The sequence below is a fragment of the Streptomyces sp. NPDC039465 genome (assembly GCF_055639315.1).
Genome location: NZ_JBVKAP010000012.1, coordinates 105,501 through 132,500 on the forward strand (window position 1 = coordinate 105,501; position 27,000 = coordinate 132,500).

The following is a 27,000-nucleotide window of genomic DNA, read 5'->3' on the forward strand; positions in this document are numbered from 1 at the left end:
CCATACCGCACTACGTACGCTGTACGTAACTAGGATGGTGGCGAGGTGATGAGTAATGGCGGGCCGAGCGGCCGAACCGGAAGTGATCTGGGCGCGCCCCGAGCGCGCGGGCCGTGGTCCCAAACCGGCGTACAGCCGGGCGGACATCGTGGCCGCGGCCGTGCGCATCGCCGACGCCGACGGCATCGACGCGCTCTCCATGCGGCGCATCGCGGCCGACATCGGCTGCGGCACGATGTCGCTCTACAACTACGTCCCCCGCAAGGAGGATCTGTACGAGCTGATGGTCGACGCGGTCAGCGGGGAGTACGACCTGTCCGGGGGGCCGGGCGGTGACTGGCGCGCGCACATGCTCCATATCGCCCGCGAGGCCAAGGGGATCCTGCACCGCCATCCCTGGGTCATCCGGCTGATGACGACCGGGTACGCCTACGGCCCCAACGCCCTGCGCTTCCTGGAGCACTGTCTCGGCTGCCTGGACGGCCTCGACCTGCCCGGCGGCACCAAGCTGGAGCTGATCGCGACCGTCAACGGTACGGTGATGACCATCGTCGCCAACGAACTCGCCATGGCCGAACGCGCCCGCGGGCTGCCGTGGTCCGAGGAGCAGGAGCAGGCCGTGCGCGGCGCCTATCTGATGAGCCGGCTCGCGGGCGGCGCGTATCCGAGACTGGCCGCCGTCTTCGCCGAGTCCGGCGTCGACCGGTTCGAACCCGACGAGGTCTTCGACCGGACGCTGCGGCGGGTCCTCGACTCCTTCGCGACCGCCTAAAGCAGCGCGAACTGGCCCTCCGGGCCCTCCTCCTGGTGGTCGAGTACGGACGCGGGCCGCCGCGCCCGCTCCGGTACGGGCAGCACACCGGCCTCCCGCAGCGCGCCGCGCGTCAGCTGCGGCCCCTCGGCGAGCGCCGCGCACTCCGGCGCGCGCCGGCCGAGGAGGGCCAGGACCGTGATCAGCTCCAGGAGTTCGGAGGTCCACTCCTGCGGCCAGGCGGCTGGGCCGATCGCCGCCAGGGTGCCGGGCTCGGCGGGCGCCGTCCGGCGCTCGAACCAGAGCTCCAGCATCCGCACCCCGCCGACCCGGAACTCCCAGGCCTCCGCCGGGACGGGCGAGATCCGCCCGGCGCCGAGCGCGAGGCTCTCCTCCTCGGCGTCGTACGTGAGCGCGTCGGGCCGGGCGGGGATCGCCGCCCGGACGTAGGGGCGCCGCCCGCCCGGCAGCCTGGGCCGTTCACCACCCCGGGCGTCGCGCAGCTGCACCCCCGTCATCCACCGGCCCAGCTCCACACCGGCCTGCCATGCCCCCGGTGCGGCCGGCAGTGGCACCGCGCACCCGGCGGGGGAGGGCCGGGCGGCGGCCACGGCCCAGGCCAGCCACTCCTCGGCGGTGACCTCATGCCCGTACCGCTCGCTGAGCAGCGGCAGCAGCCCCGGCGCCACGTTGGGTTCGCGGCCGCCGGGCCGGCGGTAGAGCGGCCGGATCCGGCCCGGCCGGCCCGCCGGGGACCGTCCGTCCGGCAGCGCCGCCGTCACCAGCAGCGCCGGGCCGCCGGCGCCGGGGACGTAGCCCTGCTCGACGGCGAACAGCTGGCGGTCGTCGGCGACCCGCCACAACTCGGGCCGGGCGGTGTCGATGAGGCGGTGGTCCGGTATCAGCCACTGCTGGTCGAAGGGGCCGTGCGCGAGCCGTACGGGCTCGGGGCAGGGTCCCGACTCCCGGGCGAACCTCCCGGTGCCGGTGGCCTGCCCCGGCAGCGCGGCCACCGAACTCGCCGGGGTCCGCGCCCGGCTGGGCCCGAACAGCGTCTCCCGCTCGGCGCCCTCGGCCGCGACGAGCCGTTTCCAGCGCGCCCGCAGCGTCGCGGCGTCGGGCGCCACGATCCACGGCCGGCCGAGCCGCAGCGGCGCCACGGCCCAGGGCATGAGGTCGTCGAGCAGCGGCACATCTTCGGTCACGGCAGGCATGCTAATGACCGGCGGGCGCCGATATCAGTGCGCGTCCGGTCGCGGGGGTGGGCCGGTGCGCGGGTGGGGGCGCCCGGTGGCCCTGCGCTGCCGGTCGGTGCGTTCCGAAGGGCGGCCGGTCGCGGCGGCGCCGTGGGCGCCGTCGTGCGCGCGCCCGCGCGGCGGTCAGTGCGCGTCCACCGTCACCGAGAAGGAGAAGCGGTCGCCCCGGTAGCGGATCCGGGCCACGTCCACGACCCGGCCGTCCTCGTCGTAGGTCACGCCCGTGTAGTGCAGGATCGGCGACAGCAGCGGCACAGCGAGCAGCGTCGCCGTCTCCGGGTCCGCCAGGCGCGCCTCGACCGTGTCCGTGATCCGGCTGATCCGGACCCCCACCAGGTCCCGCAGTACCTTCGTCATCGGCCAGCGCTCCAGGTCGGCCGGGTCCAGATCCGCCGCGATCTCCGGACGTACCGCGTTCTCCGCCCAGTTGGTGGGCTCGCCGGTCTCCCCGTCGCAGCGCAGCCGCCGGTAGGCGACCACCTCCGAGGCGTCGGGGAAGTACTCGGCGAGCTCACCGGGGACGGGCTCGGGGCCGTGGCCGAGGACCTCGGTCCGCTCCCCGGACTGCTGGGCCACGATCGCGTCGATCGAGCCGAGCAGCCGGCGCGGGGCGCTGCGCCGGGCGCCGGGCTCGATGAACGTCCCGCGCCGCCGGTGCCGGCTGATCAGGCCTTCCTCCTCCAGCTCCTTGAGCGCCTGGCGCATAGTGAGCACGCTGACGCCGTAGTGCGCGGCGAGCTGCTCCTCGGTGGGCAGCCGAAGCGAGGCGTCGGGCGCGCGGCCCAGTATCGAGGCGCGCAGCGACTGCGAGACCTGATACCAGAGCGGCAGCTTGCGGTTCAGGACCAGCGAGTCGGGTGCGAAGGCGGTCACGGCTCTCTCCGTACGAACGGCACTACGGGACACCACGAGCGGACCTTACGGCCGGAAGTGGCGCTCCAGACCCTGCCATACGTCGTCGTAGCCGCTCTGCAGATGGTCGGCTCCGGCGGCCTGCGCGGTCGCCGTGACCGGCCAGCGGGTCTCGAACATGAAGGCAAGGCCGTCGTCGATCTTCTGCGGCTTCAGCTCGGCGGCGCTCGCCTTGTCGAAGGTCTCGCGGTCGGGGCCGTGCGCGGACATCATGTTGTGCAGCGAGCCACCGCCCGGCACGAACCCTTCGGCCTTGGCGTCGTAGGCGCCCTCGATGAGGCCCATGTACTCGCTCATCACATTGCGGTGGAAGTACGGCGGGCGGAAGGTGTCCTCGCCGACCAGCCAGCGCGGCGCGAAGACGACGAAGTCGACGCCCGCGAGGCCGGGGGTGTCGGACGGCGAGGTCAGCACCGTGAAGATCGACGGGTCCGGGTGGTCGTAGCTGATCGAGCCGATGACGTTGAAGGTGCGCAGGTCGTAGACGTACGGCGTGTGGTTGCCGTGCCAGGCGACGACATCGAGCGGGGAGTGGCCGTAGGTCGCGGACCAGAGGTTGCCGCAGTACTTGTTCACCACCTCGACCGGGCTCTCGACGTCCTCGTACGCGGCGCGCGGGGCGCGGAAGTCGCGGGCGTTGGCGAGGCCGTTGGCGCCGATCGGGCCCAGGTCGGGGAGCTGGAAGGGCGCGCCGTAGTTCTCGCAGACGTAGCCGCGGGCGGTCTCGTCCAGCAGCTCGACCCGGAAGCGCACCCCGCGCGGGATCAGCGCGACCTCGCCCGGGCGGGCGGCGAGCAGGCCCAGCTCGGTGCGGAGCAGCAGCCCGCCCCGCTCGGGGACGATCAGCAGCTCGCCGTCGGCGTCGCTGAACACACGGCGGTCCATGGAGGCGTTCGCGTGGTAGAGGTGCACGGCCATGCCGGTGCGCTGGGTGGCGTCGCCGTTGCCGCCGAGCGTCCACAGGCCCGCGACGAAGTCCGTGCCCGGGGCCGGCTCCGGCAGCGGGTTCCAGCGCAGCCGGTTGGGGTCGGGGACGGTCTCGGTGAACGGCGCGCTGCGGAGGTGGCCGTTGTCGATCCGGACGAACGGCGGGTGGGCCGCCGACGGGCGGATCCGGTAGAGCCACGAGCGGCGGTTGTGGGCGCGCGGCTCGGTGAACGCGCTGCCGCTCAGCTGCTCCGCGTACAGGCCGAGGGGGGCCCGCTGCGGCGAGTTCCGGCCGAGCGGCAGCGCTCCGGGGACCGCCTCCGAGCTGTGCTCGTTGCCGAATCCGGTGGAGTACTCCAGCCCTTCGGCCGTCTTTCTCGCCAGTTCCGTGGTCATCGCCCGCTCCTGTCCTGAGCCCGCACAACAATCCTATGCATGACCGTAGGATTCCGCGCCCGCTCCCGTCAACGGGGCGCCGCTGGGACGTGTCGGGTGTGCGGAGGGTTCCCGTCCGTGCACGGGGGGTCCCAAAAGATGAACATTGCTCTACTCTCACCGGCATGTCGTGGACACGCAGGCTCGTTCTCGCGCTCTCGGTCCTGCTGGCGGCCCTCGCCGGCACCGTCGCCGCCGCCCCCCTGGCCCAGGCCCACGAGGAACGGCCGGTGGACTTCCCCGACGGCTCCGGCCGCGTCCCCGCCCTGCGCACGGGCGAACCGGACCTCCTCGTCTGCAAGACCGACCGGGCCGACTTCGAGCGCCGGATCGCCGCCTTCCCGGCCGCGCTGCGCACCCGGAACCTGAACCTCTTCGCCCGCTGCCTCGCCGACGGCCACCGCCATCTCCAGCAGGCCGTCGACGCCGTCGACCGGCCCGGGACGACGATCGCGATCCTGCCCGGGCTGTACGAGGAGGAGCCCTCACTGCCCCCGCCGACCGGCGCCTGCGCCCGGCTGAAGGCACCCCGCTCGGGGTTCGGCTACCAGATCCTCAGCTACGCCCAGCAGAAGCAGTGCCCGCACAACCAGAACCTGGTCGCCATCCTCGGCAAGAAGGACCTCCAGATCGAGGGCACGGGCGCGGCGCGCACGGACGTCGTCATCGACGCCAAGTACCAGAAGCTCAACGCGATCCGCGCCGACGAGTCCGACGGCGTCTACTTCCGCAACTTCACCGCCCAGCGCACCACCTTCAACTCCCTCTACGTGCTGGCGGGCGACGGATTCGTCATCGACAACGTGCTGACCCGCTGGAACGACGAGTACGGCTTCCTCACCTTCGCCAGCGACCACGGCCTGTACAAGAACTGCGAGTCGTACGGCAACGGCGACTCCGGCATCTACCCGGGCTCGGCCTCCGACATCAACAACGGCCGGGGCTACGACGTGCCCCGCTACTCCATCGAGATCACCGGCTGCCGCAGCCACCACAACATGGTCGGCTACTCGGGCACGGCGGGCGACTCGGTCTGGGTCCACGACAACGAGTTCGACCACAACATGGGCGGCGCCTCCATGGACAGCGCCTTCCCCGGCCACCCCGGACTCCCGCAGAACCACGCCAAGTTCGAGCGGAACCTGATCCACGACAACAACCAGAACTACTACCGGCACGTCGCCGACGGCACCTGCGCCAAACCACCAGTCGAGCGCGGCTACGAACAGGGCGTCGTCTGCCCGCAGATCTCCATGCCCCCGGGCACCGGCATCATCACCGCCGGCGGCAACTGGAACCTCTACGAGAACAACTGGATCTACGGTCACGAGCGCACCGCCTTCTACCTCAACGCCGTCCCCGCCTTCATCCGTGGCGAGTCCGCCTGGTCCAAACAGGCCGACACCTCCCATCACAACCGCTACGCCGGCAACCACCTCGGCGTCGACCGGGCGGGCGCCTCGCGGCCCAACCGCACCGACGTCTGGTGGGACGGCCAGGGCGGCGGCAACTGCTGGCAGTCCGGCACCGGCGCCTCCTCGCCGCGCACCCTGCCCGAGTGCGGCGCCCGGCGCGGCGACGTCTCCGGCGGCTCCGACCGGCTCGCCGGCGAACCCGTCAAGCTCGTCCAACTCCTGGTCTGCGCCGACTACAACGTCCAGGCGCGCCGCCTCCCGGCGGGCTGCGACTGGTACGGCGCGCGCGGCCTCGCCCGCGTCGAGACCCAGATCGCCCTGGGGACCGCGCTGGTGCTCGGCCTCGTGGGCGCCGTGCTGTGGCGCCGCCGCCTGCGCACGAGCCGCCTCGCGGCCGTCGCCACCGCCCTGGGCGCCCTGGGCCTCACCCTCGACGTCGCCGGCTCCACCCTGCCCCTGACCGCCGGATACGTACCCGCGCTGGCCCTGCTCCTCCTGGGCGCCTGGTGGACGACCCTCGGCCTCACCCTGCGACCCACCCGCCGCGCCCTCGCCTGGACGACCCTCGCGCTGGGCGCCCTCACGCTCCTCGACGCCTTCGACAAGGCGGTCCTGATGATCCCCTGGATCCCTCTGAGCCCCGCCTGGCTGCGCGGTCTGCTCGCGGTGGTGTGGGTGCTGTGGGCGGCGATCGCGGCGGCGGGCCCGGGGGAGGGGGCGGCGGAGGGGGTACGGGGAGCGGCGCCCGCACCCGGCGGGGCGTCCGGCGGTACGCCCGGGAGCGCGTCCGGGCGCTTGTCCGGGGAGACCTCGTGACCCGCCGGGCGGCCGGGCTCGTACTCGCCCTCGTGGTCGCGCTCGCCGGGGCGGGATGCGGTGGGCGGGCGACGACCCATCACAAGCCCGGCACCAGCCACCAGGAGGCGACCGGGACCGGCGGTGCGCTCCTCGACGCTCGGGACGAGTCGGGGCACCGGCTGAGGGAGGTGCCGGCCGAGGGGGCACCGCGCGTGGAGCTCAGCGCGCGGCCCGACTCCGAGGACGGCTGGAACCTCCACCTCAGCGTGGAGCACTTCCGGTTCACCCCGGAGAGCGCGGGCGGCGCCGCTCTCCCGGGCCGTGGCCACGCCCACCTCCTCGTCGACGGCCGCAAGACGGCCCGGATCTACGGGCCTTGGCACCACCTCCCCGCCACGGCCCTTGCCACCCCAGGGCGGCACACCCTCACCGTCCGGCTGTACGCCGACGACCACACCGCCTGGGCGGTCGCGGGCCGGCCGGTGGAGGCCACGGCCGCCGTCACGAAAGGCGAGGCCCCAGGCCAGGGGACAGGCGCCGGCACGCACCCGCACCCCCCGGCGGCCGACCGGACCGTCGAGATCACCGTCACCGGCGGCAGGGTCGAGCCCGCGCCCTCCCGTATCGAGGTCGAGCGAGGCGCGCGCATCGCCCTGCGGGTCACCAGCGACCGCGCCGACACCCTCCATGTCCACGGCTACGACCACACCACCGCCCTGCCCGCCGGCCGCCCCGCCACCCTGACATTCACCGCCGACCGCACCGGCCTCTTCGAGGTCGAGACCCATGACTCCGGCCTCGTCCTGACCCAGCTCGTCGTCCGGTGAACCGCCCGTGACCCCCCTCGCCCACGGCGTCGGCTCCCAGCACGACCTGCCGATCTCGCCCTTCTACGCCTTCGCGGGCGCGTTCGCCGCGCTCTTCGTCTCCTTCCTCGCACTCGGCCTCCTGTGGTCCGACTCCCGCTTCCGGGGCGACCGTTCGGGCCGCCCGCTCCCCAGGCCCGTCCAGCGGCTCGCCGACGCCCCGGCCACCCGCGCCGCCCTGCGCCTGCTCGGCCTCGCGGGCGCGCTGTTCGTCGCCCTGCACCTCCTCCTCGGCCCCGACGACCCGGCCCGCAACCCCGCCCCCGGCGCCCTCTACGTCCTCCTGTGGGTCGGGCTCGTCCCCGCCTCCCTCCTCCTCGGCCCGGTCTGGCGCCTCCTCAACCCCCTGCGCACCCTCCACCGCCTCCTCCCGGCCCGTCACCCGCGCCCACTGCCACCCCGCCTCGGGCTGTGGCCGGCCGCCGCCGGACTGCTCGCCTTCACCTGGCTCGAACTCGTCGCCCCCGACCCCACCTCACCCCCCGTCCTCCTCGCCTTCCTCGGCGCCCACACCGCCGTCCACCTCCTCGGCGCCGCCCGCCACGGCGACCGCTGGTTCGCCCATGCCGACGCCTTCGAGGTCTACTCGACCCTGATCGCCCGGCTCTCCCCGCTCGGCCGCCGCGCCGACGGCCAACTCGTCCTGCGCAACCCCTTCCACGGCCTGGACGCCACCCCGCAGACCCCCGGCCTCGTCGCCACCCTCTGCGTCCTGCTCGGCTCCACCGCCTACGACGGCTTCTCCGACGCCCCCCGCTGGATCACCGCCGTCCAGACCTCACCCCTCGGCCGCACCCCCACCGCCACCCTCGGACTGCTCGGCGCCGTCGCCCTGGTCGCCGGCCTGTACTGCCTGTGCTCCGGGGCCGTCCGCCTGGCGGACCGCGAACTGCCCCACCCCCTCACGGCCTTCGCCCACTCCCTCCTGCCGATCGCGCTCGGCTATCTCGTCGCGCACTACACCACCCTCTTCGTGACGGAAGGACCACGCACAGTCATGGTGGCACTCGGCACTGACAACGCCCTCGCCCCCGCCCCGCCGCTGAGCCCGGGCGGCCTCGCCACCCTCCAGGTCGGCGCCGTCGTCACCGGCCACGTCGTCGGTGTCGTCGCCGCGCACGACCGCTCGGTGCGGCTGCTGCCGCCCGCCCGCGCCGTCGCCGGTCAGCTCCCGCTGCTCGTGCTGATGATCACGTACACCCTCGGCGGCATCGGCCTTCTGATCGCCTGACCCAGCCGACCGTCCGGAACGGCATCATGGACCCCGTGCCTCCGTCCCCCTCCCTCCGTCGCGCGCCCGTCCAGCAGCGCAGCGCCGAGCGCCTGGCGCGGATCCTCGACGCGTGCGCCGAACTCCTCGACGAGACCGGCTACGAGCAGCTGAGTACCCGGGCCGTCGCCGTCCGCGCGGGCGTCCCGATCGGCTCGGTCTACCGCTTCTTCGGCAACAAACGGGCCATGGCCGCCGCCCTCGCCCACCGCAACCTCGACCGGTACGCCGCCCGCATCGACGCCCGCCTCGCGGCCGGGCCGCCGGTCGACGCGTACGGCGCGATCGACACCGTCCTCGACGAGTACATCGCGATGAAGCGCACCGTCCCGGGCTTCGCGCTCGTCGACTTCGGCATCCCCGGCCCGTCCGCCACCGACACCGGGCCCGAAGGCGACGCCGCGACCGAGCCCGCCCCAGGAGCCGAGGCCCACACCGACGACCCCAACCACCTCGTCGCCGACCGCCTCTGCGCGCTGCTCGCCACCCACCTCGGCCGCATCCCCGACGAGACCCTGCGCCGTCAGGTCCTCGTTGCCGTCGAGGCCACCGACGCGCTGCTGCAACTCGCCTTCCGTACCGGCCCGCCGGGCGACGGCGCCCTCATCGCCGAGACCCGCCGTCTGCTCCACGCCTACCTCGGGCCCGTCCTCGACCTGACCGGCTGAGCCCCTGCTCGACCGGACCGGCTGAACCACCCCCTCGACCTGACCGGCTGAACCACCCCCTCGGCCGGACCGGCTGAGCCACCCCCTCGGCCGACCCCTCGCCCCCATGCATACCGGTCGGTATGCTCTTCCGTGCTTGCGCGCCACCGAAGCCGCCCGCCGCCGCCCCGGGGAGACCGTCATGTCCACCGCCCTGCGCATCTGCCCGCTCTGCGAAGCCACCTGCGGCCTCACCCTCACCCTCGACGGCTCCCGCGTCACCGGCGCGCGCGGCGACCGGGACGACGTGTTCAGCCGCGGATTCATCTGCCCCAAAGGCGCCGCCTTCGGCGAGGTCGACGCCGACCCCGACCGGCTGCGCGCCCCCCTCGTCCGCAAGGGCGGCAGCGGCGGCGGCCGCGGGGAGCTCCAGGAGGCCACGTGGGAGGAGGCGTTCGACCTCATCGCCACCCGTATCCCCGCGATCCTGGCCGAGCACGGACCGAACGCCCTCGCCGTCGTCCTCGGCAACCCCAATGTGCACACGGTGGCCGGCGCCCTCTACCCGCCGGTCCTCCTCGCCTCCGTACGCACCCGGAGCCTGTTCACCGCCTCCACCCTCGACCAGATGCCCAAGCACGTCTCCAGCGGGCTCCTGTTCGGCGACGCGTTCGCCGTCCCCGTCCCCGACCTGGACCGCACGGACCATCTCCTGATGCTCGGCGCCAACCCCCTGGACTCCAACGGCAGTCTGTGCACCGCCCCCGACTTCCCCGGCAAGCTCCGCGCCCTGCGCCGGCGCGGCGGGACCCTCACGGTCGTCGACCCGCGCCGCACCAGGACCGCCCGCCTCGCCGACCGCCACATCGCCCCGCGCCCCGGCACCGACGCGCTGCTGCTCGCCGCGCTGGCCCAGGTCCTGTTCGCGGAGGACCTCACCGACCTTGGCGCCCTAGCCGGCCGGGTGCAGGGCCTCGACGCCCTGCGGGAGGCCGTACGGGACTTCACCCCCGAAGCCGTCGCCGCCGTCTGCGACGTGGACGCCGCCACCATCCGTACGCTCGCCAGGGAGCTCGCCGCCGCGCCGTCCGCGGCCGTATACGGCCGCATGGGCAGCAGCACCGTCGAGTTCGGCACCCTCGCCAACTGGCTGGTCGACGTCCTCAACGTCCTCACCGGCAACCTCGACCGGCCCGGCGGCGCCCTCTTCCCGCTCTCGGCCACCGCCCCCGCACCCCGCCCCGCTGGGCCCGGCCGCGGCTTCGACCTCGGCCGCTGGACCAGCCGTGTCGCCGGGCACCCCGAGGCCAAGGGCGAACTGCCGATGGCCGCGCTCGCCGAGGAGATCGAGACGCCCGGAGAGGGGCGGATCCGGGCCGTCGTCGCCATCGCCGCCAACCCGGTCCTGTCCGCCCCTGACGGTCACCGGCTCGACCGGGCCCTCGGGGAGCGGCTCGACTTCATGGTCAGCGTCGACCCGTACCTCAACGAGACCTCCCGCCACGCCGATGTCGTCCTGCCCCCGCCGCCGCCCGCGCAGAGCGCCCACTTCGACTTCGCCTTCAACAACTTCGCCGTACGCAACCAGGTCCGCTACACCCCGGCCGCCGTCCCTCTGGAAGAGGGACGCATGGACGAGGCCGAGATCCACGCCCGGCTCATCCTCGCCGTGACCGGGATGCACGGCGCCGATCCGTCCGCGGTCGACGACCTCGTCATCGGCCAGGCCCTCGCCAAGGCCGTCGCCCAGCCCCACTCGCCCGTCCACGGCCGCGACCCCCAGGAGCTCGCCGCCGAGCTGACCGGACGCGGCGGGCCCGAGCGGCGCCTGGACATGATGCTCCGGCTCGGCCCGTACGACCTCACCCTCGACGACCTCCTCGCCGCACCGCACGGCATCGACCTCGGCCCGCTCCAGCCCCGCCTCGGCCAGGTCCTCAAGACCCGCAGCGGCCTGATCGAACTGCTGCCGGAGCCCCTCGCCGCCGATCTGCCCCGGCTGTGGCGGGCCCTGGACACCCCGGCCGCGCCGCTCGTCCTCGTCGGCCGCCGCCATCTGCGCTCCAACAACAGCTGGATGCACAACGTCCCCGCGCTCACCGGCGGCACCAACGTCTGCACCCTCCAGGTCCACCCCGACGACGCGGCCCGCCTCGGACTCACCGACGGCGCACCCGCCTGGATCAAGGCCGACGGGGGAGAGCTGGAGGTGACGGTGGAGGTCAGCGACACCGTGCGTCCGGGGGTGGTGAGCCTGCCGCACGGCTGGGGCCACGACCGGCCCGGGACCCGTCTCCAGGTCGCCGCCCGGCGCCCCGGAGTCAATGTGAACCAGCTCCTCGACGGCTCCCTGCTCGACCCGCTGTCCGGCACCGCCGTCCTCAACGGCTTCCCCGTCGAACTGACGCCAAGGCGATGACCTGGGGTTTTGCTCGTATTGCTCACGCGTCAACGTCTTGTTAACGCCGATGAACGGCACCTAACGTCATCCGGACCGCCGCTCGGTGGGAGTTCAAGGGTGAACGTTAGGTGTCCCTCATGCTGACAATCCTCGGCTTCACCATGATCGCGACGTTTCTGGTCCTGATCATGATGAAGAAGATGTCGCCGATCGCGGCGCTCGTGCTCATCCCCGCCCTCTTCTGCGTCCTCGTCGGAGACGGCGCGAAGCTCGGCGACTACGTCATCGAAGGCGTCGGCAATCTCGCGCCCACGGCCGCGATGCTGATGTTCGCGATCGTCTACTTCGGCGTGATGATCGACGTCGGCCTCTTCGACCCGATCGTCCGGGGCATCCTGCGCTTCTGCAAGGCCGACCCGATGCGGGTCGTGGTCGGTACGGCGGTGCTCGCCGCGATCGTCTCGCTGGACGGCGACGGCTCCACCACCTTCATGATCACCGTCTCGGCCATGTACCCGCTCTACAAGCGGCTCGGCATGAGCCTGGTCGTCATGACCGGTGTCGCCGCCACCGCCAACGGCGTCATGAACACCCTCCCCTGGGGCGGCCCCACCGCCCGCGCCGCCACCGCGCTCAAACTGGACGCCGGCGACATCTTCGTCCCCATGATCCCCGCCCTGGGCGTCGGTCTCCTCTTCGTCTTCGTCCTCGCGTACGTCCTCGGCCGCCGGGAGCGCAGGCGCATCGGCTACCTCACCCTGGACGAGGCCCTGGAGCCCGAGACCGAAACGGTGCTGGTGAAGGCCGGCGGCGGCGCGGACAACACCGCGGGCGGCGCCGCGCCCACGCCGTCCGGCGCCGCGCCCACCGCGGACGGCCCCGGTGCCGAGGACGAGGGCTTCCAGGGCCTCGACCCGCACCGCCCCACCCTGCGCCCCAAGCTGTACTGGTTCAACGCCGCGCTCACCGTCGGCCTGCTGACCGCCATGATCCTGGAGCTGCTGCCCATCCCGGTGCTGTTCCTGCTCGGCGCGGCCCTCGCGCTCACCGTCAACTACCCCAAGATGGCCGACCAGAAGGCCCGTATCGCCGCCCACGCCGACAACGTTCTCAACGTCGCCGGCATGGTCTTCGCCGCCGCCGTCTTCACCGGAGTCCTCACCGGCACCGGCATGGTCAAGCACATGGCCGACTGGCTGGTCGGCGCCATCCCCGAGGGCATGGGCCCGCACATGGCCCTGGTCACCGGCGTGCTGAGCCTGCCGCTCACGTACTTCATGTCCAACGACGGCTTCTACTTCGGCGTCCTGCCCGTCCTCGCCGAGGCCGGCGCCGCCCACGGCGTCTCCCCGCTGGAGATCGCCCGCGCCTCCCTCGTCGGCCAGGCCCTGCACATGTCCAGCCCGCTCGTCCCGGCGGTGTACGTCCTGGTCGGCATGGCCAAGGTCGAGTTCGGCGACCACACCCGCTTCACCGTGAAATGGGCGGCGCTCACCTCGCTGGTCGTCCTCGCCGCCGGAATCCTCTTCGGAATCATCTGACGTGTCACCTTCCAGGAGCTGGCTGCCGCGCCTCGTCATCGCCTTCTGCTTCGCGCAGGCGGCGGTGTCGATGGCGCGGCCGGCCGTCTCCTACCGCGCCCTCGCCCTGGGCGCGGACGAACGCGCCATCGGTGTGATCGCCGGGGTGTACGCGCTGCTGCCGCTCTTCGCCGCCGTCCCGCTCGGCCGCCGCACGGACCACGGCCGGTGCGCCCCGCTCCTGCCCTTCGGGGTCGTCCTCATCTCGGGCGGCTGCGCCCTCAGCGGCGTCGCGGACTCCCTGCCCGCCATGGCGGCCTGGAGCGGTGTGATGGGCCTGGGCCATCTCTGCTTCGTGATCGGCGGCCAGTCGATCGTCGCCCGCCAGTCGGCCCCGGCCGAACAGGACCGCAACTTCGGCTACTTCACCATCGGCGCCTCGTTCGGCCAGCTCGTCGGGCCCATGGCCGCCGGCTGGCTGATCGGCGGTGACATGGCACGTACGAGCGCACTGGCGCTGGTCGTCTCCGCCGGGGTCGGCGCCCTCTCCCTCACCTCCCTGTGGCGCATCGAGCACCGGACCCCGCTCCCCGCCCGGCGCCACGGCCCCAGGGTCCCCGTCCACCGCATCCTGCGCACGCGCGGGGTCCCCGGCGGAATCTTCATCAGCCTCGCCGTCCTCTCCGCCACCGACATTCTCACGGCCTACCTCCCCGTCATCGGCGAGCACCGTGCCATCGCACCCTTCACCGTCGGACTGCTGCTGAGCCTGCGCGCCGCCGCCACCATCGCCTGCCGACTGGTGATGTCCCCGATGATCCGGCTGCTCGGACGTACGGCCCTCCTCGCCGTCAGCTGCCTGCTCGCCGCGCTCCTGTGCGCCGGGATCGCGCTGCCCGTCCCCGTGCCGGCGCTCGCCCTGATGCTGGCCGCCCTCGGCTTCTGCCTCGGCGTCGGCCAGCCGCTCTCCATGACGACGGTCGTCCAGGCCGCCCCCGCCGAGGCCCGCTCGACCGCCCTCGCCCTGCGGCTGACCGGCAACCGCCTGGGCCAGGTCGCGGCCCCCGCCTCCGCCGGTCTGGTCGCCGGGGTCGCCGGCACCGCCGCGCCGTTCGTGATGCTCGGCGTCCTGCTGCTCGTCGCCGCCGGCCTGGGGGCCGGAAAGAGCCGACACACGGCCGGGGAGCGGCCACCGGTGTGGGCGAGCCGCACCGCAGGACAGCGGTCCAGGTCGCGGGGATAGCGGCGCATTTCGGCCGGAACCCGCGTTTCCGCGCCGACTCGCCGCCGACCGCTGCCAGAGTGATCGGCGCCGGTACTCCGGCGCCGGTACTCCCGATACGAGCCGGTGCACCCCCGTACGAAGGGACCCCCATGCCCCTGCCGACCCTGCCCCGCCTCGGCCGCCGCACCCGCGTCGCCACCGCCACGGCCGCCCTCCTGTTCGCCGCCGGTGCCCCCACCGCGTACGCCACCCTGGGCGACGAGAGCCCCACGGCGACGACCTCCGCCTCGGCCCAGGCGCGCGGCAAGGCCTATGTCGAGACCCGGCTGTTCTTCGGCACCGAGCGGCCCGACGGCGGGCCGGACGTAACCGACCGGCAGTTCATGGCCTTCGTCGACAAGGAGGTAACCCCCAGTTTTCCCAGTGGTCTGACTGTGCAGGACGGACGTGGACAGTGGCGGGACGCGAACGGCACCATCGAGCGGGAGCGCTCGTACGAGCTGATCCTGCTGTACCCGGCCACGGAGGCGCGCGTGCGTGACCCTCAGATCGAGCGCATCCGCGACGCCTACGAACGCGCCTTCGCACAGGAGTCGGTGGCCAGGCTCGACGAGCCGACCCGAGCGGACTTCTGAGCCGGACTCCTGTGCCCGGGCGCCGTTCGGGCCGGTCATCCGTTTCCGGTGAGGCACGTGCCACTCCGGAGCCCCTGGCGCCGGAAAACTATCAGCGCTAGTTTGGGCTCGGAAGACGCCCGGCCGGTGAGAAGGAGATGCGGATGAAGGCCCACGACGCGATGTACATCGGCGGAGCCTGGCGGCCCGCCGCCGGCACCGACACCATCGCGGTGGTGAACCCGGCCGACGAGCAGGTCATCGGCCATGTCCCGGCCGGCACCGCAGAGGACGTCGACGCCGCCGTGTCGGCCGCCCGCGCCGCCTTCCCGGCCTGGGCCGCCACCCCGCCCGCCGAGCGCGCGGCGCGGCTCACCGCGCTGCGCGACGCCCTGGCCGCCCGCCAGGACGAGATCGCCGAGACGGTCACCGCCGAGCTGGGCGCCCCGCCGCAGCTCGCCACCGCCGTCCACGCCGGGCTGCCCATCTTCGTCACCGGCTCGTACGCCGAACTCGCCGCCACGTACGCCTTCGAGGAGAAGGTCGGCAACTCGACCGTCTACGCGGAGCCGATCGGCGTCGTCGGCGCGATCACCCCCTGGAACTACCCGCTGCACCAGGTCGTTGCCAAGGTGGCGCCCGCGCTCGCGGCGGGCTGCACGGTCGTCCTCAAGCCCGCCGAGGACACGCCCCTGACCGCGCAGCTCTTCGCCGAGGCCGTGCACGAATCCGGGCTGCCCGCCGGCGTGTTCAACCTCGTCACCGGCCTCGGCCCGGTCGCCGGCCAGGCGCTCGCCGAGCACGACGGCGTGGACCTGGTCTCCTTCACCGGCTCCACGGCCGTCGGCAGGCGGATCGGCGCCCTCGCGGGCGGCGCCGTCAAGCGCGTCGCCCTGGAGCTCGGCGGCAAGTCCGCCAACGTCATCCTGCCCTCCGCCGACCTGGCCAAGGCCGTCGACACCGGCCTCGCCAACGCCCTCTCCAACGCCGGTCAGCGGTGCAGCGCCCTCACCCGGGTCCTGGTCCACACGGACCAGTACGACGAGGCCGTGGCCCACGCCGCCGAGACCATCGCCACCTACACGCCCGGCGACCGTATCGGCCCCATGGTCAACGCCAAGCAGCGCGAGCGGGTGCGCGGCTACATCGACAAGGGCGTCGAGGAGGGCGCCCGGCTCGTCGTGGGCGGCACCGAAGCCCCCCTCCCGCAGGGCTACTACGTCACGCCCACCCTTTTCGCCGACGTCACCCCCGAGATGACCATCGCCCAGGAGGAGATCTTCGGGCCGGTCGTCGCCTTCCTCCGTTACGAGGACGAGGAGGACGCCCTGCGGATCGCCAACGGCACCGTGTACGGGCTCGCCGGCGCGGTCTGGGGGGAACCCGACGAGGCCGTCGCCTTCGCCCGCCGTATGGAGGCCGGACAGGTCGACATCAACGGCGGCCGCTTCAATCCGCTCGCCCCCTTCGGCGGGTACAAGCAGTCCGGCATCGGCCGCGAGCTCGGCGCCCACGGACTCGCCGAGTTCCTCCAGACCAAGTCCCTGCAGTTCTGAGCCTGAGGAGCGAGGAGCAATGAGCGTGGTCCGCGCCGCAGTCCTGCCCGCCGTCGGCTCTCCCCTGGAGATCACCAACATCGTCCTGCCGGAGCCCGGCCCCGGTCAGGTGCGGGTCCGGCTCGCCGCCGCCGGTGTCTGCCACTCCGACCTGTCCCTGTCCAACGGCACCATGCGCGTCCCCGTCCCCGCCGTCCTCGGCCATGAGGGCGCGGGCACGGTGGTCTCGGTGGGGGAGGGCGTCGACCACGTCGCCCCCGGCGACGGTGCCGTCCTCAACTGGGCGCCGTCCTGCGGCTCCTGCCACCACTGCACGATCGGCGAGGTCTGGCTCTGCGCCCACGCGCTGACCGGCACCGCGAACGTGTACACCGTCACCGAGGACGGCCGCGAGCTGCACCCCGGCCTCAACGTCGCGGCGTTCGCCGAGGAGACGGTCGTCGCGGCCGGCTGTGTGCTGCCCGTCCCGGACGGCGTCCCGCTCACCGACGCGGCGCTGCTCGGCTGCGCCGTCCTCACCGGCTACGGCGCCGTCCACCACTCCGCCCGCGTCCGCGCGGGCGAGTCGGTGGCCGTCTTCGGCGTGGGCGGGGTGGGGCTTGCCACCATCCAGGCCGCCCGGATCGCGGGGGCGTCCACGATCGTCGCCGTCGACGTCTCCCCGGAGAAGGAGGCCCTGGCGCGGGCGGCCGGGGCCACCGAGTACGTCGTCGCCTCGGACACCACCGCCAAGGAGATACGGAAACTGACCGGCGGCCAGGGCGCCGACGTGGCCGTCGAATGCGTCGGCCGCGCCACCACCATCCGTACCGCCTGGGACTCGACCCGGCGCGGCGGCCGCACCACCGTCGTCGGCATCGGCGGCAAGGACCAGCAGGTCTCCTTCAACGCCCTGGAGATCTTCCACTGGGGCCGCACGCTCTCCGGCTGTGTGTACGGCAACTCCCGCCCCGCCGAGGACCTTCCGGTCCTCGCCGAGCACATCCGGGCCGGGCGCATGGACCTGAGTGCCCTGGTCACCGAGCGGATCACGCTCGACGGCATCCCCGGCGCCTTCGACAACATGCTCGCGGGCAAGGGCGGGCGGGCGCTGGTCGTCTTCTAGACGCGTTCGACGCGTTCGACGCTCTCGGCCGCGGGTGACGCCGCCCGCGGCCGAGACCGCGACACCGCCACGCCCGCCAGGCACAGCGCACCCCCGGCGAGGGTGAGCGGCCCGGGGACCTCGGCGAGGACCAGCCACGACATGAGGACGACGAGGGCGGGGACGGCGTACGTGGTCGCGCCCATCCGGCCCGCGGTCGTACGGGCCAGGGCGTACGCCCAGGTGGTGAAGGCGAGCGCGGTCGGGAACACGCCCAGGTAGACCATGTTGAGCGTCGCCGACAGCGGCGCCCGTGCGGCCTCGTCGAGCAGCTGCCCGGCGAACGGCAGGCAGGCCACGGCTCCGACGAGACATCCGAACGTCGTCACCTGCAGGGCGCTGCCGTGCGCCAGCGCGGGCTTCTGGGCGACGACCCCGGCGGCGTACGCGACCGCCGCGAGCAGGCAGAGCAGCACCCCGAGTACGGAGGCGCGCCCCTCGCCCGACAGGGAGAGGCCGACGGCGACCGCCCCCGCGAACGACACGCCCATCCCCGCGACCAGCCGCGGCGACAGGCCCTCGCCGAGCAGCCGGGCTCCGAGGAGCGCGATGAGAAGGGGCCCGACGTTGACGACCATCGCCGCGGTCCCGGCGTCGACCTCCTGCTCACCCCAGTTGAGGACGACCATGTAGCCCCCGAACCAAAGCAGCCCGGACACCACGATCCCCGGCCAGGCGCCCCTGGCCGGCAGCCCTTCACGCCGTATCAACAGCACGACCCCGAGGACGACCACCCCGGCGAGCAACCGCCCAAGGGCGAGCGCGCCGGGTGAGTAGGCGGCCCCGGCGCTACGGATGGACACGAAGGCGGAGGCCCAGAGCACGACGGTGACTCCGGCGGCGGCGAGGGCGAGACGTGGTGTGGGATGCATGCGACGACAGTAGGGCGGCGTTGTTTCGGCACTGGCCGAACGGTGGGGGGTGGGGGCGGGAGCGGCGGGCTGGTCGAGCCCGGCGGGCCGGTCGGGTCGGGTCGGTCAGGTTGAGCCGGTTGAGCTGGTCGGGCCGTCGAGCCGGTCGAGTCCGGCGGGGCTCATGCGCGGTGCGCCCGCGCGGCCGGGCCGGGCAGTACGTGTGGTGCCGCCCAGGCTCCCGACCGGCCCTCACCGCAGCAGCTCCGGGGCGATCCCGAGAGCCTCCCGGAGGGCCCGTTCGCCGGTCGGGGTGACTTTGACCGCGCGCTCCGAGCCGATCCGGACGCACCAGCCTGTGGTGAGCGCGTGCCGGCACAGCTCCGCTCCGGCCACGCCTGCCAGGTGCGGGCGGCGTTCCGTCCAGTCGAGGCAGGAGCGGGCCAGCGGGCGCCGGCCCTTCGGGGACAGGTCGAGGCCCAGGCCGGCGCACCAGTCCACGCCCGCGTCGGTGAGCGCGAAGCCCGTGTCCTGACGCAGCAGACCCCGTGCCGTCATCGCGTCGGTGATCGCGATCCCCAGCCGCCCCGCGAGATGGTCGTAGCAGGTGCGGCCCCGCGCCATCGCGGACGTCGTGCTCGCCGCGCGCAGCGAGCGCGGGGCCTCGGTGGTGGCCGGGGCGGACCGGGCGGCCAGGTCCTCGACCAGATGCGCGACGGAGTCGTCGGCGAGCCGGACGTACCGGTGCCGGCCCTGTCGCTCCTCGGTGAGCACACGGCCCGCGACGAGCTTGCCGAGGTGCTCACTGGCCGTGGACGGCGCCACGCGCGCGTGGCGCGCGAGTTCACCGGCGGTCCAGGCCCGGCCGTCGAGCAGCGCGAGGCAGAAGGCGGCGCGGGTCTCGTCCGCGAAGAGGGCCGCGAGGGCGGCGAAGTCCTTGGGTGCCATGACCCCAGGATCGCGCGGCTACTGTTCGGCCGGAGCCGAAACGTCCCCGCCTCGGGCCGATCCACCCGCCTCGGCCGAAGCCGAAACGTTCGCGCCCCGGGCCGATCCATCCGCCCCGCCCCGCGTCTCGTACTGCAGCGCCAGCCCGTCCAGGAGCGCCCGCAGCCCCGTCTCGAACGCCCCCTCGTCGACCTTCTGGCGCCGCTCGGCGAGCAGATGCGCCTGCCCGAGGTGGGGGTACTCGGCCGGGTCGTAGGCCTCCTCGTCGTCGACGAAGCCCCGCGCGAAGGAGCCGAGCGCCGAGCCGGTGATGAAGTACCGCATCAGCGCGCCGATGTACGTGGCCTGGGCCGGCGGCCACCCCGCGCGGACCATCGCGCCGAAGACCGCGTCGGCGACCCGCAGGCCCGCCGGGCGGCGGCCGGGTCCCTGGGCGAGGACCGGGACGACATGGGGGTGGTCGGCCAGCGCGGCCCGGTAGGAGACGGCCCAGTCGTGCAGGGCTGTACGCCAGTCCCGGCCGTCGCCCTCCTCGAACATCGACAGGTCGATCTTGGCGCTGACCGCGTCAGCGACGGCGTCGAGGATCTCGTCCTTCGTACGGAAGTGGTTGTAGAGGGAGGGACCGCTCACGCCCAGCTCCGCGGCCAGCCGCCGGGTGGAGAGCGCGGCGAGGCCCTCGGCGTCCACCAGCGCTCCCGCCGTCGCGACGATGCGTTCTCTGCTGAGGAGGGGCTTGCGTGGTCGGGCCATGGCGCACATAGTAGGGCCTGCCAAGCAGAAACTAGCAGTGGTAATTAAAGGGGTGGGTGGCCGCGGTGGACCTGGAGCTGAGCGAAGAGCAGACCGCCGTGCGGCAGCTCGCCGCGGACTTCGTGGCGCGCGAGGTCACGCCGTACGCCGCCGCCTGGGACCGGGCCGAGGAGGTGGATCGGGCGATCGTGCGCAAGCTCGGCGCGGTCGGCTTCCTCGGTCTCACGGTCCCCGAGGAGTACGGCGGCTCCGGCGGCGACCATCTCGCGTACTGCCTGGTCACCGAGGAGCTCGGCCGCGGCGACTCCTCCGTGCGCGGCATCGTCTCCGTCTCCCTGGGGCTGGTCGCCAAGACCGTCGCCGCTTGGGGCAGTGAGGAGCAGAAGCGCGCCTGGCTGCCCCGCCTCACCGCGGGGGAGGCCCTCGGCTGCTTCGGCCTCACCGAACCCGGTACGGGCTCCGACGCGGGCAGCCTCGCCACCCGCGCGGTCCGGGACGGCGGCGACTGGGTGATCAACGGCTCGAAGATGTTCATCACCAACGGCACCTGGGCGGATGTCGTCCTGCTCTTCGCCCGTACCAACGACACCCCCGGCCCCAAGGGCGTCTCCGCCTTCCTCGTCCCCACCGACACTCCCGGCCTCACCCGCCGCACCATCCATGGCAAGCTCGGCCTGCGCGGCCAGGCCACCGCCGAGCTGGTCCTGGAGGACGTACGGGTGCCGGACGGCGCCCTGCTGGGCCCCGAGGGCAAGGGCTTCTCGATCGCCATGTCCGCGCTCACCAAGGGCCGGATGTCGGTCGCGGCCGGCTGCGTCGGCATCGCCCAGGCCGCCCTGGACGCCGCCGTACGGTACGCCGGGGAACGCGAGCAGTTCGGCCGGTCCATCGCCCACCACCAGCTCGTCCAGGAGCTGATCAGCGACATCGCCGTCGACGTGGACGCGGCCCGGCTGCTCACCTGGCGCGTGGCCGATCTCGTCGACCGCGGCGAGGAGTTCGCCACGGCCGCGTCCAAGGCCAAGCTGTACGCCTCCGAGGCCGCCGTCCGCTGCGCCAACAACGCCCTTCAGGTCTACGGCGGCTACGGCTACATCGACGAGTACCTGGTCGGCAAGCTGCTGCGCGACGCGCGCGTGATGACGCTGTACGAGGGCACCAGCCAGATCCAGAAGCTGATCATCGGCCGCGCACTGACGGGCGTCTCCGCGTTCTGACGGTGAGTACGGGAATGAGTACGGGAGCGGATGCCGTTTCGGTCACCCCCGGCGGATCCTCGTCGCATGAGCGACACATCGGTCAAGCAGCAGAACACGGCGGCGTACTACATGCAGGCCGTCATCTCCTTCGGCCTCGCCCTCGGCGCCGTGAGTCTCGGCATCTTCAACCTGGACGCCGACGCCTGGGTCCGCGCCTTCCTCGCCATCGCGGTCCTCTACCTCACCACCTCCGCCTTCACGCTCGCCAAGGTCGTCCGGGACCGGCAGGAGGCCGGGTCGATCGTCAGCCGCGTCGACCAGGCCCGGCTGGAGAAGCTCCTCGCCGAGCACGACCCGTTCCAGAAGCTCTGAGCCAAGAGGCTAAGCGCTTGCTCACCGGCGTTGTATGGTGTTCGTCCTGCTGGACCTGAGAAGGGGCGAACCATGACTGCGGCGGACGAGACGCCCGGCGGCGACGAGACGCCGTGGGCCGAGGTGGCCCCCGACGCGGCCAGGAAGCTGCTCGTCGCCGCCGTCGAGGCGTTCGCCGAGCGCGGCTACCACGCCACGACCACCCGGGACATCGCCGGCCGCGCCGGAATGAGCCCGGCCGCGCTCTACATCCACTACAAGACCAAGGAAGAGCTGCTCCACCGCATCAGCCGGATCGGGCACGACAAGGCGCTGGAGATCCTCCAGGGCGCGGCGGACGGCGAGGGCACGGCCGCCGAGCGGCTCGCCGCCGCCGTACGGTCCTTCGTCCGCTGGCACGCCGGACGCCACGCCACCGCGCGCGTGGTGCAGTACGAACTCGACGCGCTCGGCGAGGAGCACCGCGCCGAGATCATGGAGCTGCGCCGCAAGAGCGACGGCGTCGTGCGCCGCATCCTCAACGAGGGTGTGGAGGCGGGTGAGTTCGACGTGCTTGACGTGCCCGGCACCACCGTCGCCGTCCTCTCGCTCTGCATCGACGTGGCCCGCTGGTTCAACGTGGAGGGGCGCCGGACGCCGGACGAGGTCGGCGCGTTCTACGCCGACCTCGTGCTGCGGATGGTCGGTGCCGCGAAGTAGCACCCGTACGTTTAAGTAGCACCCGTACGTTCGCGCCGTCCGTGAGGTCCGTGCGGCTCAGAAGTAGTAGCGGGACACCGACTCCGCGACGCAGACCGGCTTGTCGCCGCCCTCACGCTCGACGGTCACCTTCGCCGTGACCTGCACCCCGCCGCCCGCCTCCTCGACCCCCGTCAGCAGCGCGGTGGCACGCAGCCGGGAGCCGACCGGCACGGGCGCGGGGAAACGCACCTTCTCCGTGCCATAGTTGATGCCCATCTTCATGCCCTCGACCCGCATGATCTGCGGAACGAACGTCGGCAGCAGCGACAGCGTCAGGTAGCCGTGCGCGATGGTCCTGCCGAACGGCCCCGCCGCCGCGCGCTCCGGGTCCACATGGATCCACTGGTGGTCGCCGGTGGCGTCGGCGAAGAGATCGATCCGCTTCTGGTCGATCTCCAGCCAGTCGCTGTGCCCCAACTGCTCGCCGACGGCGGCGCGCAGCTCCTCGGCGGAGGTGAAGATCCTCGGCTCGGCCATGTCCCTGCTCCCTGCCTCTCGCACACGGTGTCCCCCCGCCAGGCGCTGTCTAAGCGCTTGCTCAGCATGTGGGGTGTGCGCCCGTCTGTCAACGGACGGGCAGTAGGGTTCGAGGGGTGCCGCAGATTCCAGAGAAGATCCACGAACTCACGGTCGGCCAGCTGTCCGCGCGCAGCGGCGCGGCGGTCTCCGCCCTGCACTTCTACGAGTCCAAGGGCCTGATCAGCAGCCGCCGTACCAGCGGCAACCAGCGCCGCTACAGCCGCGACGCGCTGCGCCGCGTCGCCTTCGTCCGCGCCGCCCAGCGCGTCGGCATCCCGCTCGCCACCATCCGGGCCGCACTCGCCGAACTCCCCGAGGAACGCACCCCCACCCACGAGGACTGGGCGCGGCTCTCCGAGGCCTGGCGCTCCGAACTCGACGAGCGCATCAAGCAGCTCGGCCGTCTCCGCGACCATCTCACCGACTGCATCGGATGCGGCTGTCTCTCCCTGGACACCTGTGTCCTGTCCAACCCGGACGACGTCTTCGGGGAAAGCATCACCGGCTCCCGCCTGCTCCCCGAGCGGCGCCCCGCCGCCACGTGACCGGGTGAGAGGCCGCCCACGGGAGCCCACCACCCCCGTGGGCGGGCCCCCGTGGACGACCGGTCCTCACTCGTACTCGGTGCCGCCCTTACGGGTCAGATAGGCCGGGCTGACGGCCTTCGCGATGGCCCGTCCCCCCACTACCGGGCTGTACCGCTCCACGGCCGGGCGTATCACCACGCCCTCCCGCAGATGCAGTTCACGCCCCGACACCGTCTCGCGTCCGCTCGCCAGCTCCAGCACGGTCTCCCGGTCGTACGGCCCCGCGTACAGCTGGGGCACCAGCGGCAGCGCCCCGCCCAGCGACTCCACCAGCTCGCTCAGCTCCGCCGGAGCGAGCCAGCGGACCTGGCCGCCGATCTCGGCCGAGACGTCGAAGACCGCGTAACCGAGCGTCTCCCGGCGGCCGTCGGCGCCGTACGCCAGATCCTGCACCCCCGCGCCGTACACCTCTCCGAACACCCCGACCCGCGTCGCGCCGAGCCGCTCCGCGATACGGGCGGCCACCTCCGGCACGCCATGGCCGTGCACCGCCCGCCAGTACAGATTGCGCGGGTCCTCCTTGAGCGCGAGCCCCTTGGCGCCGAACCCCTTGGAGGAGACAAACACCCGCTCCCCGTCCACGCGGTAGGTCAGCAGGCACGCCGTGCCGTGCAGCTTCTCGGTGAGCACGACCGGCTCGCCGGGCTCGAAGATCCCCGGATAGCGCTGAAGGTTCTCGATGTCGACCCACGGCAGCAGATCCGCCGCGGGCTCCACCTCCCCGCTCATCGTCGGCGGGATCGGCGGCACCCACTTCGTGATCCCGAGCAGCTCCGCGAAGTCGGTGCCCTCGGCGGCCGCGCGCACCAGGTCCACCCCGTCGAGCGCCTTGGGGCGGCAGACGATGCCCTGCGACAGCTCACCGCGCAGGCGCACCGCCTTGACCCGGTCGGACGCCTTCCCCGCGAGGCGGCCGGTGAGCCCCAGCTCGTCGACGAGCGCGGCGGGCAGGACCGCCTGCTCCGGGATGTACACGGCGGCATCACCACTGCGGTACGCACCCTTGGCGACGATCGCGCGGTAGAGGCCGACCTGGGCCAGCTCCAGGGCGTCGGCGTTGGGATGTTCGTGAACGGTCAGCAGTTCGGCGGTGACGCGCAGCGTCGACATGTCAGGCTCCTCGGTCGTGTTTCATCGCCCCCACTTTCTCCGGCGGCAAACCGCTGGAGCCATCGATTTAGCGGCTGGTAGCCTCCCTGGCCGCCGTCACCAACTCGGCATTGGACGCGGCCGGTCGGCCGTCCGGCAGGGTCAGCGTGTCCTCGATGCCGATCCGGGTGTCGAGGCCGAGCCGGCCGGCGAGCCGCAGCACCGGCCACGCGCCGCCGTCCTGGCCGTGCAGCAGCACCGGCCGTCCGTGGGCCGTGCCCAGCGCGCCGAGCAGCGCGCGGGCGGCCTCCGGCGCGCCGACCGGATCCGGATCCGTCACCTCGGCCAGCACCCGCAGCACCCGGGGCGCCCGCGGCGACCGCAGGAACCGCTCGGCGCCGTCCGTCCCCGACCAGATCCCGGCCTCCACGCCCACACCCCGCTCCAGCAGGGCCGCGGCGACCTCCTCGGCGCCGGGCTCATGCCAGTTCACCGACGCGTACGCGGGCAGGACGGTCCAGGAACGGACGTGCTCCACCCGCCGCGCCGGATCGGGCTCGGCCCAGGCGCCGGTGGTCACCCCGACGGGCACGCCCACCGCGCTCCGTATCGCCGTCAGCGCCGGGCCCACCACCCGGGGCGAGAGCGAGTCGGAGCCGCACGGCGTCTTCGGATGGACGTGCACCTCGGCGGCGCCCGCGGCCACGGCCTCGGCGGCGGACCGGGCGAGCGCCTCCGGCGACATCGGCACGGCGCCCGAATCCCCGGCCCCGCGCGTCCCGTTCAGACAGACCTGCATCATGTCCCCGATGGTGCCAGGCGCCACTGACAACGCCCTCGCCGTCGACCACCGGGGCAGCTCTCAGGCGGGGACGGGCTCCACGCCGGTGCTGTCGAAGGGCGGGTACGTCCGGCTGCTCATGCGCTCGGCCGCGTCGATGTAGTCGGTGAGCGCGTCGCGGGACTGCGCGAGCCTGGCCATCTGATCGTCCAGTCGCCGCAGCCGCGACCGCATCGCGGCCAGCAGTTCTGGACACCCGAGCAACTCGGGGGCCTCACCGACCGCACAGGGCAGCAAGTACGCGATGTCCTCCGACGACAGACCGGCACCGAGCAGGTGCCGGATCTGTTTCACCCTGAGCACGGCGTTCTCGTCGTACTCGCGATAGCCGTTCGCGCCGCGGTCCGCCTCCAGCAGGCCCTGGGCCTCGTAGTAGCGCAACTGATGGGCGTTGACGCCCGTCCGGCGACTCAGTTCCCCGATCCGCATCGAAACCTCGCTTGACCTTCACACTGGTATCAACGTTGACGATGCTGCCATGACCAACGAAACCGACACACCCGTCACAGTCATCGGACTCGGACTGATGGGCCAGGCGCTCGCCGGCGCCTTCCTGAAGGCCGGTCATCCCACCACCGTGTGGAACCGTACGGCCGCAAAGGCCGACCATCTCGTGGCGCAGGGCGCTCAGTTGGCGCCGACGGTCCGCGACGCCCTCAAGGCAGGGGCCCTGACCATCATCTGCCTCACCGACTACCAGGCCGTGCGCGAGCTGCTCGGCGCGCGCGACGTCGACCTGGACGGCACGACGTTGGTCAACCTGACCTCGGGCGACTCGACCCAGGCCCGGGAGGCCGCTCAGTGGGCCGAGCAGCGCGGCGCCCACTACCTGGACGGCGCCATCCTGGCCATCCCGCCGGCGATCGGGACCGCCGAGGCGATGATCCTGCACAGCGGACCGCAGCCGCACTTCGAGGCACACAGGTCAACACTCGACGCGCTCGGCACCGTCACCTACCTCGGTGCGGACCATGGGCTCGCGTCCCTGTACGACGTGGCCGGCCTGGCCATGATGTGGAGCGTCCTGAACGCCTGGCTCCAGGGCACGGCCCTGCTCAGGTCCGCCGGTGTCGACGCCGCGACGTACGCGCCGTTCGCGCGGCAGGTCGCCGAGGGGGTGGCCACATGGCTGCCCGGGTATGCCGAGCAGATCGACCGCGGCTCCTTCCCCGCCGAGGTGTCGGCGCTGGAGACCGACGCGCGGGCGATGGCCCACCTGATCGAGGAGAGCGAGGCGGTGGGCGTCAACGCCGAACTGCCGAAGCTGTTCAAGGCGATGGCCGACCGCGCGATCGCCGCCGGTCACGGCGGGGAGCAGTATCCCGTGCTGATCGAGGAGTTCAGCACACCTCGCACCGACTGA

General features: G+C 73.0%; 26 protein-coding genes. 16 read left to right on the forward strand and 10 right to left on the reverse strand.

Translation table 11 applies throughout. The features are described from left to right. Window positions 1-55 precede the first annotated feature (55 nt). On the forward strand, window positions 56-772 hold the full coding sequence (locus ACZ7LT_RS30565; protein ID WP_471239354.1) for a TetR/AcrR family transcriptional regulator: 717 nt from the start codon (window positions 56-58) through the stop codon (window positions 770-772). Here ACZ7LT_RS30565 and ACZ7LT_RS30570 read toward each other — a convergent pair. The 3 genes from ACZ7LT_RS30570 to hmgA form a co-directional block, all read right to left on the reverse strand. Continuing rightward, the gene (locus ACZ7LT_RS30570) at window positions 769-1,965 is read right to left on the reverse strand and encodes a type ISP restriction/modification enzyme (protein WP_471239355.1); all 1,197 of its coding nucleotides are present in this window, start codon (window positions 1,963-1,965) and stop codon (window positions 769-771) included. The genes ACZ7LT_RS30565 and ACZ7LT_RS30570 overlap by 4 nt on opposite strands. Window positions 1,966-2,130: 165 nt before the next feature. Further along, entirely contained in the window at window positions 2,131-2,880 is a 750-nt protein-coding gene (locus ACZ7LT_RS30575; RefSeq protein ID WP_471239356.1) for a GntR family transcriptional regulator, read from the reverse strand. 45 nt (window positions 2,881-2,925) lie between these two features. Beyond that, window positions 2,926-4,242, reverse strand: a complete 1,317-nt coding sequence (hmgA, locus tag ACZ7LT_RS30580; protein WP_471239357.1) for a homogentisate 1,2-dioxygenase — start codon at window positions 4,240-4,242, stop codon at window positions 2,926-2,928. Window positions 4,243-4,406: 164 nt separating this feature from the next. Between hmgA and ACZ7LT_RS30585 the strand changes: the two genes are divergently transcribed. From ACZ7LT_RS30585 to ACZ7LT_RS30630, 10 genes are all read left to right on the forward strand, one after another. After that, window positions 4,407-6,512: a right-handed parallel beta-helix repeat-containing protein gene (locus ACZ7LT_RS30585; RefSeq protein WP_471239358.1), complete on the forward strand. Its 2,106-nt coding sequence runs from the start codon at window positions 4,407-4,409 to the stop codon at window positions 6,510-6,512. Beyond that, entirely contained in the window at window positions 6,509-7,321 is an 813-nt protein-coding gene (locus tag ACZ7LT_RS30590; protein WP_471239359.1) for a cupredoxin domain-containing protein, read from the forward strand. Before ACZ7LT_RS30585 ends, ACZ7LT_RS30590 begins: the two co-directional genes overlap by 4 nt. 7 nt (window positions 7,322-7,328) lie before the next feature. After that, window positions 7,329-8,591 (forward strand): hypothetical protein, encoded by a 1,263-nt coding sequence (locus ACZ7LT_RS30595; protein WP_471239360.1) that lies wholly within the window; start codon window positions 7,329-7,331, stop codon window positions 8,589-8,591. Between the two features lie 26 nt (window positions 8,592-8,617). Then, window positions 8,618-9,298, forward strand: coding sequence for a TetR/AcrR family transcriptional regulator (locus ACZ7LT_RS30600; protein WP_471239361.1), 681 nt, complete (start codon window positions 8,618-8,620; stop codon window positions 9,296-9,298). A gap of 181 nt (window positions 9,299-9,479) precedes the next feature. After that, window positions 9,480-11,696 carry a molybdopterin oxidoreductase family protein gene (locus tag ACZ7LT_RS30605; RefSeq protein WP_471239442.1) on the forward strand — a complete coding sequence of 739 codons (2,217 nt, stop codon included), beginning with the start codon at window positions 9,480-9,482 and terminating at the stop codon, window positions 11,694-11,696. Window positions 11,697-11,815: 119 nt separating this feature from the next. Beyond that, a complete protein-coding gene (locus tag ACZ7LT_RS30610) occupies window positions 11,816-13,219 on the forward strand; it encodes a CitMHS family transporter (protein WP_471239362.1) in 1,404 nt (467 codons plus the stop codon). A gap of 1 nt (window position 13,220) precedes the next feature. Next, the gene (locus ACZ7LT_RS30615; protein WP_471239363.1) at window positions 13,221-14,441 is read left to right on the forward strand and encodes an MFS transporter; all 1,221 of its coding nucleotides are present in this window, start codon (window positions 13,221-13,223) and stop codon (window positions 14,439-14,441) included. Between the two features lie 131 nt (window positions 14,442-14,572). Continuing rightward, window positions 14,573-15,058, forward strand: coding sequence for a DUF3574 domain-containing protein (locus ACZ7LT_RS30620; RefSeq protein ID WP_471239364.1), 486 nt, complete (start codon window positions 14,573-14,575; stop codon window positions 15,056-15,058). A 143-nt stretch (window positions 15,059-15,201) separates the two neighbouring features. Next, entirely contained in the window at window positions 15,202-16,593 is a 1,392-nt protein-coding gene (locus tag ACZ7LT_RS30625; RefSeq protein WP_471239365.1) for an aldehyde dehydrogenase family protein, read from the forward strand. A gap of 25 nt (window positions 16,594-16,618) precedes the next feature. After that, window positions 16,619-17,698 carry a Zn-dependent alcohol dehydrogenase gene (locus tag ACZ7LT_RS30630; protein WP_471239443.1) on the forward strand — a complete coding sequence of 360 codons (1,080 nt, stop codon included), beginning with the start codon at window positions 16,619-16,621 and terminating at the stop codon, window positions 17,696-17,698. On the opposite strand, the gene ACZ7LT_RS30635 is transcribed toward ACZ7LT_RS30630, so the two are convergent. The 3 genes from ACZ7LT_RS30635 to ACZ7LT_RS30645 all read right to left on the reverse strand — a co-directional run bounded on the left by ACZ7LT_RS30635 (window position 17,695) and on the right by ACZ7LT_RS30645 (window position 20,289). Next, complete coding sequence (locus ACZ7LT_RS30635; protein WP_471239366.1) at window positions 17,695-18,609, reverse strand: DMT family transporter; 915 nt, start codon at window positions 18,607-18,609, stop codon at window positions 17,695-17,697. The genes ACZ7LT_RS30630 and ACZ7LT_RS30635 overlap by 4 nt on opposite strands. A gap of 231 nt (window positions 18,610-18,840) precedes the next feature. Then, window positions 18,841-19,536, reverse strand: coding sequence for an ArsR/SmtB family transcription factor (locus ACZ7LT_RS30640; protein ID WP_471239367.1), 696 nt, complete (start codon window positions 19,534-19,536; stop codon window positions 18,841-18,843). A gap of 18 nt (window positions 19,537-19,554) precedes the next feature. Then, a complete protein-coding gene (locus tag ACZ7LT_RS30645) occupies window positions 19,555-20,289 on the reverse strand; it encodes a TetR/AcrR family transcriptional regulator (RefSeq protein WP_471239368.1) in 735 nt (244 codons plus the stop codon). A gap of 65 nt (window positions 20,290-20,354) precedes the next feature. Here ACZ7LT_RS30645 and ACZ7LT_RS30650 point away from each other — a divergent pair, with 65 nt between their 5' ends. The 3 genes from ACZ7LT_RS30650 to ACZ7LT_RS30660 all read left to right on the forward strand — a co-directional run bounded on the left by ACZ7LT_RS30650 (window position 20,355) and on the right by ACZ7LT_RS30660 (window position 22,559). After that, complete coding sequence (locus tag ACZ7LT_RS30650; protein WP_471239444.1) at window positions 20,355-21,506, forward strand: acyl-CoA dehydrogenase family protein; 1,152 nt, start codon at window positions 20,355-20,357, stop codon at window positions 21,504-21,506. Window positions 21,507-21,572: 66 nt separating this feature from the next. After that, complete coding sequence (locus ACZ7LT_RS30655) at window positions 21,573-21,860, forward strand: YiaA/YiaB family inner membrane protein (RefSeq protein ID WP_471239369.1); 288 nt, start codon at window positions 21,573-21,575, stop codon at window positions 21,858-21,860. A 72-nt stretch (window positions 21,861-21,932) separates the two neighbouring features. Next, complete coding sequence (locus ACZ7LT_RS30660) at window positions 21,933-22,559, forward strand: TetR/AcrR family transcriptional regulator (protein WP_471239370.1); 627 nt, start codon at window positions 21,933-21,935, stop codon at window positions 22,557-22,559. A 57-nt stretch (window positions 22,560-22,616) separates the two neighbouring features. Here ACZ7LT_RS30660 and ACZ7LT_RS30665 read toward each other — a convergent pair whose 3' ends face one another. Then, window positions 22,617-23,078, reverse strand: a complete 462-nt coding sequence (locus ACZ7LT_RS30665) for a MaoC family dehydratase (RefSeq protein WP_471239371.1) — start codon at window positions 23,076-23,078, stop codon at window positions 22,617-22,619. A gap of 116 nt (window positions 23,079-23,194) precedes the next feature. Here ACZ7LT_RS30665 and soxR point away from each other — a divergent pair, with 116 nt between their 5' ends. Then, window positions 23,195-23,665, forward strand: coding sequence for a redox-sensitive transcriptional activator SoxR (gene soxR / locus ACZ7LT_RS30670; protein WP_471239372.1), 471 nt, complete (start codon window positions 23,195-23,197; stop codon window positions 23,663-23,665). A gap of 66 nt (window positions 23,666-23,731) precedes the next feature. Here the strand turns inward: soxR and ACZ7LT_RS30675 are convergent, their stop codons facing one another. The 3 genes from ACZ7LT_RS30675 to ACZ7LT_RS30685 form a co-directional block, all read right to left on the reverse strand. Continuing rightward, window positions 23,732-24,817 (reverse strand): RNA ligase (ATP), encoded by a 1,086-nt coding sequence (locus ACZ7LT_RS30675; protein WP_471239373.1) that lies wholly within the window; start codon window positions 24,815-24,817, stop codon window positions 23,732-23,734. 67 nt (window positions 24,818-24,884) lie between these two features. Beyond that, window positions 24,885-25,598, reverse strand: coding sequence for a 3-keto-5-aminohexanoate cleavage protein (locus ACZ7LT_RS30680; protein WP_471239374.1), 714 nt, complete (start codon window positions 25,596-25,598; stop codon window positions 24,885-24,887). A 60-nt stretch (window positions 25,599-25,658) separates the two neighbouring features. Then, window positions 25,659-26,066 carry a MerR family transcriptional regulator gene (locus ACZ7LT_RS30685; RefSeq protein WP_471239375.1) on the reverse strand — a complete coding sequence of 136 codons (408 nt, stop codon included), beginning with the start codon at window positions 26,064-26,066 and terminating at the stop codon, window positions 25,659-25,661. 49 nt (window positions 26,067-26,115) lie between these two features. Between ACZ7LT_RS30685 and ACZ7LT_RS30690 the strand changes: the two genes are divergently transcribed. After that, a complete protein-coding gene (locus ACZ7LT_RS30690; protein ID WP_471239376.1) occupies window positions 26,116-27,000 on the forward strand; it encodes an NAD(P)-dependent oxidoreductase in 885 nt (294 codons plus the stop codon).